The sequence below is a fragment of the Pradoshia sp. TA40_28 genome, assembly GCF_059694525.1.
Map to the genome: position 1 here is coordinate 121,731 of NZ_JCATZO010000010.1, position 8,775 is coordinate 130,505.

Below are 8,775 nucleotides of genomic sequence, written 5' to 3' on the forward strand. Positions count from 1 at the left end.
AAAAAGGGGGGTCTTCCTTTTAAGACCCCTTTTTCTGGATGTTCAAAAGATTAGCACTTAATTTTTGTAGTATAGAGACGTAACTTGATTATCATTTTCCGTTTCTGTAAAGTGATAATGAGGAAACAGAATGGAGGACAAAAAAATGACTCATATTAAATTTGATTATTCCAAGGCATTATCATTTTTCCAAGAGCATGAAGTGTCTTATATGAAAGACACGGTTAAGCAATTACATCATACGATTCATGAAAAAACAGGAGCAGGTAATGATTATCTGGGATGGTTATCTCTACCTTCTGACTATGATAAAGAAGAATTTGCACGTATAAAGAAAGCAGCAGAAAAAATTAAAAATGATTCTGATATTTTATTGGTTATTGGAATTGGCGGTTCCTATCTTGGAGCAAGAGCTGCAATCGAAATGCTACAACATAGCTTCTTTAATATCCTTCCAGGTGAAAAACGCAAAGCTCCGCAAATCATTTTCGCTGGAAATAATATCAGTTCTACATATATGCATGATCTAATGGATCTTCTTGAAGGAAAAGACTTCTCTATTAATGTGATTTCTAAATCCGGTACAACTACTGAACCAGCGATTGCCTTCCGAATTTTCCGTAAGCTATTAGAAGAAAAATATGGAGTGGAAGCTGCAAAAGGTCGTATTTATGCGACAACAGATAAAGCTAGAGGCGCTTTAAAAACAGTAGCTGACGAAGAAGGATTTGAAACATTTGTTATCCCTGACGATGTAGGCGGACGTTATTCTGTTCTTACAGCTGTTGGCTTGCTGCCGATTGCTGCAAGTGGAGCTGATATCGATGCTATTATGAAAGGTGCTGCGGCAGCTGAGCAGGATTATTCCGAATCTGAACTAGAAGATAATGAAGCCTATCAATATGCGGTTGTTCGTAATCTCCTTTATCGCAAAGGAAAAACAATTGAGATGCTGATTAATTACGAACCATCCTTACAATACTTCTCTGAATGGTGGAAACAACTATTTGGTGAAAGCGAAGGTAAAGACCAAAAAGGAATTTATCCATCTTCTGCAAACTTCTCAACTGACCTTCATTCATTAGGTCAATATGTGCAAGAAGGACGCAGAGACCTATTTGAAACAGTCATTAAAGTTGAAAAACCACGTCATGAATTAGTATTGGAAGAGGCTGCGAATGATTTGGATAATCTGAATTATCTGGCTGGTCAAACAGTAGACTTCGTCAATAATAAGGCCTTTGAAGGTACGTTATTAGCTCATACAGACGGCGGTGTTCCGAACTTGGTAGTAAGTGTTCCTGCGCTTGATGAATACACATTTGGATACATGGTGTATTTCTTTGAAAAAGCATGCGCTATGAGTTGTTATTTAATGGGTGTAAATCCGTTTGACCAACCAGGTGTTGAGGCATATAAAGTGAATATGTTTGCTTTACTTGGAAAAGAAGGCTTTGAGGAAAAGAAAGCTGAGCTTGAAAAACGTTTAAATTCTTAATCAAATACGTAAAAAAATACTCGATTCTTAATGAATCGGGTATTTTTTGTGTGTACCATAAGTGAGAATATTAGGTGTTGAAGGCTGTCAATACCAGACATACCTTTCCTTCTATAAGTGGATATTAATAAAGCATCTATCCAATGGAAGGAAGGGAAAGCATGATTAAAATACCATCGCGTCTCACAAATACTATGACAAATTATGTGTATGCCCAACATCAGCTTGGAAGCCAAGGGTTCATTGTTGGCGGGAATTGGGATTATCAGCATGGTTACTTTGACTATTTAATGGATAGCGGAAATAAATCAAATTATATCAGAATTCCCTTTACTACATACAAAGGCTCCATAGAAGATAAAAATGGAGTAATTCGCTTTGGAACCCCTTTTTTATTATCCTATGAAGCCAAGACTGGAACTCATTTTTATATGAAACAGTATGCACAGGATGAAGAATGTAGCCCCGACTCCACGTATGATTTTTCAGAGGATGCAGATTCTAGCCTAGAAAAGTATATAGATTTAGGCAAATCCTTAGTAAATGAGGCTGAAATTGCTGTTTTGGGATATGAATAAACTTAATAAATGTATCTTTGGTTAGACTTATTCATCTTCGACTGCTTCCATAATAGATTGGCTTATAATCGAGTTAGTCGCAATAATATGATCTGCACCAGCTCGTTTGGCATTGTTCATTTGAAAGGGAGCCATTATTTCGCAAATACATGTAGCTTCTGGATAAAGACCTTTAATGCATAGTAAAGAAGCGATGACATGTAAATCAGACGAACGTTCAGATTTCGAGCGATCTGCTGTTAAAACAATGAATTCACTATCGGTTACATTTGCATGAATCCAAGTCTGTTCATTTGTACTGTCATTTTTCAAAAAGAATACATGCGTTTCAGGCATTGGATGAGATTCCAGTGTCTCATCTATTATGACGATATTTCGACGTGGATTCTGCTTATGCCATGTATCAATTAGCATTTTAGTGCATTCATTCCAACCCACTATAATGAGATGCTTCTTTTTTGTATAGATGGCAGAACCAAGCTGCAGGGCTGTCTGACGCTTAATTACATAGGATGACATAGAGGCGTAATAGTAAGAGACAAATGCAGCACCAACTAAGATTAATGTGCTGGCTGCTATCCTGCCTAAAAGGGTTTTGGGTACAATCTCTCCATACCCTACAGTTGTGATTGATTCAATGGTAAACCATATCCCCTCCCCAATGTTAGTGAATGTTGCAGGCTCAATTAGATGCATGAGGATGCCATACACAAGAATAATGCTAACGATGATAATAATCAGACGAGCAACCAAATGAAGTTTATTAAAAATATATTGAGCTGTATTCATATGTCTTCCTCGCTCTTATTAAAAATCTATATTTAATCTAAGATTCCATTGTCAACAACTTTTACTTTAACCGTTGGGTTAATCTCAACTTTTTTTAAATCTAACATACCGTGCGTCTTATACTTATCAAACAGTTTTGGATCTTTAATCATCAGCTTACGGCCAAGAGCGAGTGCATCGCAATTACTTTTAACCAATAGATCTGTTACTTTTTTGGCTTGCTTCGTCAAGTCTTTAGACATATGATTCTCAAGGGTTTTAATTTCGTCCTCTTCGAGCAACCCCTTTGTATATTCAGCTACAGAAACCCTTAAGTTTAAGGAAACCGAATAGACCGGTTTAGAATCCTTAATTTTTAACTTTATCTTATGTGTGTTTTTTCGAATAAAAAAGCTAACCTTTTCATCAATTTCATTTTTTTTCTCCGGATTATTTATTGTAAATTGAGTATAGGTTCCTTCTTTACCAACCATTAATAAATATAAAGAAGAGTCCTCCCCAATTAAATTTTTACCGGTATAACTTAATTTATCGAATAGAGCTACTCCCTTTACTTTTACCAGGCCACCCTTAAGTTTTTCTACATAGGGAAGGACAAAATCCTGACCTGGATCAAACATGGCAGGCATAATTGTGGCCAATGATTGCTCTGGAATAATGGAATGGTCTTCTGCACTGTCGAGTAACTCTTGTAAGGCTCTACTAATTAAAGTGCCCTTAATATACTCGTCTTTTAAAATGTCTCGTGATTTTCCTTTTGTAATCAATACTTTTGCGTTTACATTACTTTTTGCATCACGATATAACACATCCAGCAGGGGATAGATATCTGTTTTTGCCAATTCCTCGCCTATTAAAACATTACTTAATTTATTTATTGAGAATTCGCCGGGCGTAATTTGATTCATTTTTTCCCTCAAAATTAATGGAGAGGCTCCCTTTACTTTATAACTTGTATTATAGGGTTCTATTTGTCCCCCACCTGCAGGTTTTAAGGCACGAATTATTGTAATTAATTCCAGTGATTCCGGGCCTTTAGCTTTGTCAAAACCTAAACTGAATGCCAGGGAAGTTTTCGATAAAAAATTTTGGTCCCAGCATCCTGTGGTAGCAATCAATATTGATAATATAAAACTTATCTTTAATAGTTTCACGGATCAATCACCTGCCTGATCTTGATGACTCTGATTTATTTTTCGAATCATAGCAATAGCCAGTAGAAGAATAGGAAATCCTATCATGAACAAATAAGTAAACGGTAGAAAGTAATTATTAAGACGAATCATGTTATCCTGCGCTTCCGGAAAAAGTGCACATAGAAATGAGATTATCAAAGAAATAACCAATACGATCATCTTTTTGTTTTTGAATCGAGTATTTTCCGATATTCCGATGCCTGCCATAAAAATATATAGGACATAGGAAACTAGCATTGGAGCAATCCAGGCGCCCATAATAATCAAATCCATCCGCTCAAAAATGCTAAGTACGGTCAATATTTTTAGTAAATAGAGAACAGGAATTGGAACTAGACCTAATGCATATGTACCGAAATGGGCAAGACAGATTACTAATAAAAAAAGATAAATCAATGAAATAGTCAGGATTGAAAAAGTAATTACTCTTTTTTTTGTTTTTAACTTGCCTTGAAGAAGTGGCAATAATACAAGTAAGGAACTTAGGCCTGCATAACCAATCCCCATATGATAAGAACCGTTTAAAATTTTTGTAACCGGAACATTCCCAACAGGCAGTAAAAATAAAAGATGCATTTTAGGAATGGCAAAGCAAATGGAAAATAGGAGAAAACCTGTTAAGGCCAATAATGTTATGCCGCTAAACCGTGCGAGTGTTGTAATCGTTCCTCTGGCTATATAAAGTCCCATTAAAATAAAGATTAGGTAAACAACAAATAGCGGTGTGACAGGCAGTGTCCATTCCTTTGATAAATACGTAAAATATAAAGCCGTATAGGTAGCAAGGCCAATGAAATAGATGATATACAGCCAATTCATTATTTTTCCGATCCATTTGCTTGTTAGAATCTCTGTCATTTGGAATAAATTCTTATCCGGTAATCGTTTATGCAATGAAAAGATGACCCAGCCAATTAGTTGAAAGAAGATTAAAGTGATGATGGCAGATATCCAGGCATTATGTTTACTATGCTCATTAACGAGATAAGGAATGGCAAAAATCATGACAGAGCTAACGGATTGTACGGTTAAAAAGTATAACTGGTGAGCAGATAATAACTTTTTATTAGAAGCCATCATAGTCCATTTAACTCTCCTTCTTAAATGGTATTTTGAATAGCATTTTCGACAAGCTTTTAAAATTAAACGGCGCGACCGGTGCTAAATAAGGTTTTCCCATCGATTCCAATTCACATAAATGATAGATAATTAAAGTGAATCCAATCGCTATTCCAACTAAGCCAAAAATATAAGTTATGATGATGAGTGGAATGTTTAGAATACGAATCATTTGTGCGACTTCCTGATTTGGAATAGTAAATGCCGAAATGGCTGTAATCGCAATCACGATTAACATCGTATTAGAAACTAGATTAGCCTGAACAATTGCCGTACCAATCACCAATGCCCCCACAACACCAATCGTTGGTGAAACAGAAGTTGGTAAACGGATAGCGGATTCCTTGAGAAGCTCTAATATGACCACCATAATAAGAGCTTCAATCAAAGGTGAGTAGGGTATATTTTCCAATGACCCTTTAACATTAGCTACCAGGTTTAATGGAATAATCTCAAAATCAAATGATACAAGCGCGATATAAAAGGATGGCAAGGTAATCGCTAGAAATAAAGCAAATAGCCGTAAAACTCGTTCAAATGAACTTATATAAAACCGGCTTTCAATATCATCTGCTGCATGAAAAAAAGAAAAGAATGTAACGGGCATCAGAAAGACAGTGGAGCTTCCTTCAGTCATTAAGCCAATGGCACCCATTGATAAGTGATATGCCACCCGATTGGGTTTTTCTGTATTTAAAATTTGAGGAAACGGTGAATAAACATAGTCTTCTATATAATTTTGAATCACTTCTGTATTGATGGCTTTATCAATATGAATAGAGTCTAATTTTTTTTCTATTTTTTCTAGGACTGCAGGGTCTGCTTTTCCTTTTATATAAACAAGAGCGGCTGTAGCCTTTGGATTCGAACCTAGTGTTTTTGTTTTAACCACCATGTTCTCTGTTTTGATTCTTTTTCTGATCAGATTTAAATTATCTTCAATTTTCTCTACAAAGCCTTCATGTGAACCACGTATACTTTGTTCTGATGCAGGTTCCTCAATAGAGCGTGTCTTAAAATCTGCTGCTTCAACTAAATAGCAGGTAGTATCTCCTTCTTTAAATAGAGCAATATTTCCCTCCAACATATTACTGATAATATCGTTAAAGGAGGTATAGCCAGATACATGTGCCACAGGTAAGTTAGCAGGCTTGATTGAGGAGTTAATCACTAATGGTTCTATCAAGAAGTGATCTATAATATCCTTTTTTACGATTGTTTTGATGAATGCTAATCCATATTTTTGATCCCCGTTTGAAAAATATCGTGTATCGAAATCTTGTGTATTAGAAAAGGCCGTTTTTAATTTTTTAATATTATCTTCGATATGACGGGTTGTCTCTAAGCTCCGGATATCCGGAGTAGAATCCTCTTCAAAATGCTTTTGCTGTTTATCTTCTTTTGGTGTTCTTTTTTTAAAGAAATTCATATCCATCACCCAAACCTTAATTGATAAACGTTAGTATTAGTTAACTATGGAATATTATTCAACCGTTTATACTCCAAAAGGTATCTTGAAGGGGAGGGATTCATTAATAGAAGGTTAAAAAAGTAAGAGGTGCATAGTCTTTGTTTTATAACACACAAAAAACCTCCGTTTCAAAAGAGGGGAAACGGAGGTGAGTTTAGTTCTAGATTACTTACAGGATTTATTTTGTATTCGGGTATTCAATTTCTTTGCGCCACTTTTTACGATCCCTTTTATCCATCAACCATAAATAGATAAATTTAATTCCTAAGTAAAGCGAAATGATTAAACCGGTGAATGTTACAAATAGCGCAATGAATTCGAGCCAGTTATAATTCGCGAGTAAATTTGACCAGTTAATATTGCCCTTCAGTTGTTCAGTGACCAAATTCATACCAAATAGACCGGTTATCACGGTGTAAAGAGTTAATATTTGTAAAAGCATATTGCTTTGTTTGTCTGAAAAATTCTCTTGATACTGGTTTAAGCTTTGCAAGGTTGTTCGTGTATCTTCAAATAATTCATCTACCTTAAACATCTTTCTCAGCTTGATAAATATATCGCGACCTCTTGAACTACTTGCCAGTTCAAAGAAATAATAATTGGATGAGAAGGCATTGATGGCATGAATTAATTTCTCAACGTGTTTTGTATCCTGCTCAATTCGAACATGGGAATATTCATTAGCAATCTTAAGTAAAGTTATTTTATGAAACAAGGTAAGTAACAAACCGTAATAGTATTCGCCATAAAAAGTACTGGCGATCTCATTGAATGTTTCATCCGTCCGATTCGTTAGGCAAGCAACACCTTGTTCATCAGATATGTAATAGGTATAGGGTGCCCAACGGCTATAGACAATAGAATCCATATATTGATCTATGAACCTTTGATTATGGCAGCTAATGAATGGGTGTTTATTTTTATCATATCCGTCGAGATTACCTAAACGGAATACATCAAAATCATCAATCTCTGTATTAGCTGTCAAACCAATTAACGACTGGACATATAGATGGTTATTTTCAAAAAATGGGAAAGACTCAAAGTATGCTTCATCTTCAGAGCTGTAATCCATATATTTTTTGATTTCAGGCAAGATCTGATCTAACAGGAAATGTTCTACATGATCGAACTCTTGTTTTTCATATATCACTTTAGAGGTAGGGTTGTTTTGTTCCATGATTCTAAATTCGGAAGCAAAATCAATGACTTTAGAAAGTTTAAGTAATTGGCTCTCTTCATCCAAATGAACTCGTACTGTTAAAAAGCCTAATTGATAAGGACAGACGATTACATCAATTGATTCAATTACAAAGGCTGTGCTGCAATGCTTTGTTCGCAGTGTTGCAGGAATTTGACAGATCCTTGAATATCGTTGGAATCCTTTTCCATCCTCCTTTTTAGGAAACAAAATCCGATTTGTAAAGGGTAGAAAATAGTTCTCTAGGTTTTCATGATTTATTTCAAATCTGCCATAGAAATCATCTTCTTTTTCAAGGCGGTTCAGTCTAAACCATTTAAAATGATTGTCTTTCAACTTATCAACAAGTTCAGCTTCTTTACCGCGTATAAGTGTAAATGGAAAAACAAATTGAAAGTTGGCACTGGATACCGGTTTGTCAATTATCGAAATCTCCTCCATGAGCAAAAATCCTTTCATATATTTAGTAAACTTATTCAAACTTTTACCCTTGTAAACCTAGAGTTAACCTGGATATATTTGACGGTGCCAAACCACATAGAGATTGGATTTCCTATCCATTTTTAATAATTAAACAACCTAATATTTGTAATTAATCGAATGAAGTATCAACCGAACATTTTGATATAGAATACCTCAAAGTGTTTAGTGTGTTTTTAAAAAGGGACAAAAGACTTATTATTTGCTATTGCAAAATTTGTCTGTTATTCTTAAGAAGAATTATTTTTGTTCGTTTTCAGATTGAGAAGCGAGTTTGATTTTCGTCTAAGGTATTTGAGCAAGGATAGTAATACATTGTGTGGAAATCCACACTAGGAGGCAACAATTATGGAACAAGGTAAAGTGAAATGGTTTAATGCAGAAAAAGGTTTTGGATTTATCGAACGTGAAGGCGGAGAAGACGTATTCGTACATTTCTCAGC

At 35.2% G+C, this 8,775-nt stretch carries 9 protein-coding genes; 4 read left to right on the top strand and 5 right to left on the bottom strand.

Annotation, left to right across the window (positions count from 1 at the left end; translation table 11 throughout):
- The first annotated feature begins 145 nt into the window (after window positions 1-145).
- Both AC58NB_RS14005 and AC58NB_RS14010 read left to right on the top strand, forming a co-directional pair.
- Window positions 146-1,498, top strand: a complete 1,353-nt coding sequence (locus AC58NB_RS14005) for a glucose-6-phosphate isomerase (protein WP_497427457.1) — start codon at window positions 146-148, stop codon at window positions 1,496-1,498.
- A 161-nt stretch (window positions 1,499-1,659) separates the two neighbouring features.
- A complete protein-coding gene (locus AC58NB_RS14010) occupies window positions 1,660-2,076 on the top strand; it encodes a YugN family protein (RefSeq protein WP_497427458.1) in 417 nt (138 codons plus the stop codon).
- A 27-nt stretch (window positions 2,077-2,103) separates the two neighbouring features.
- On the opposite strand, the gene AC58NB_RS14015 is transcribed toward AC58NB_RS14010, so the two are convergent.
- From AC58NB_RS14015 to AC58NB_RS14035, 5 genes are all read right to left on the bottom strand, one after another.
- Window positions 2,104-2,865, bottom strand: a complete 762-nt coding sequence (locus AC58NB_RS14015) for a potassium channel family protein (protein ID WP_497427459.1) — start codon at window positions 2,863-2,865, stop codon at window positions 2,104-2,106.
- Window positions 2,866-2,897: 32 nt separating this feature from the next.
- Window positions 2,898-4,019 carry a Ger(x)C family spore germination protein gene (locus AC58NB_RS14020; protein ID WP_497427460.1) on the bottom strand — a complete coding sequence of 374 codons (1,122 nt, stop codon included), beginning with the start codon at window positions 4,017-4,019 and terminating at the stop codon, window positions 2,898-2,900.
- 3 nt (window positions 4,020-4,022) lie between these two features.
- Complete coding sequence (locus AC58NB_RS14025) at window positions 4,023-5,141, bottom strand: GerAB/ArcD/ProY family transporter (protein ID WP_497427461.1); 1,119 nt, start codon at window positions 5,139-5,141, stop codon at window positions 4,023-4,025.
- Between the two features lie 7 nt (window positions 5,142-5,148).
- Complete coding sequence (locus AC58NB_RS14030) at window positions 5,149-6,609, bottom strand: spore germination protein (protein ID WP_497427462.1); 1,461 nt, start codon at window positions 6,607-6,609, stop codon at window positions 5,149-5,151.
- Between the two features lie 220 nt (window positions 6,610-6,829).
- Window positions 6,830-8,293 carry a hypothetical protein gene (locus AC58NB_RS14035; protein ID WP_497427463.1) on the bottom strand — a complete coding sequence of 488 codons (1,464 nt, stop codon included), beginning with the start codon at window positions 8,291-8,293 and terminating at the stop codon, window positions 6,830-6,832.
- Window positions 8,294-8,434: 141 nt separating this feature from the next.
- Here AC58NB_RS14035 and AC58NB_RS14040 point away from each other — a divergent pair, with 141 nt between their 5' ends.
- Window positions 8,435-8,482, top strand: a complete 48-nt coding sequence (locus AC58NB_RS14040) for an erythromycin resistance leader peptide (RefSeq protein ID WP_497427470.1) — start codon at window positions 8,435-8,437, stop codon at window positions 8,480-8,482.
- A gap of 198 nt (window positions 8,483-8,680) precedes the next feature.
- A partial coding sequence (locus AC58NB_RS14045) for a cold-shock protein (RefSeq protein WP_497427471.1) occupies window positions 8,681-8,775 on the top strand: 95 nt, incomplete at its 3' end.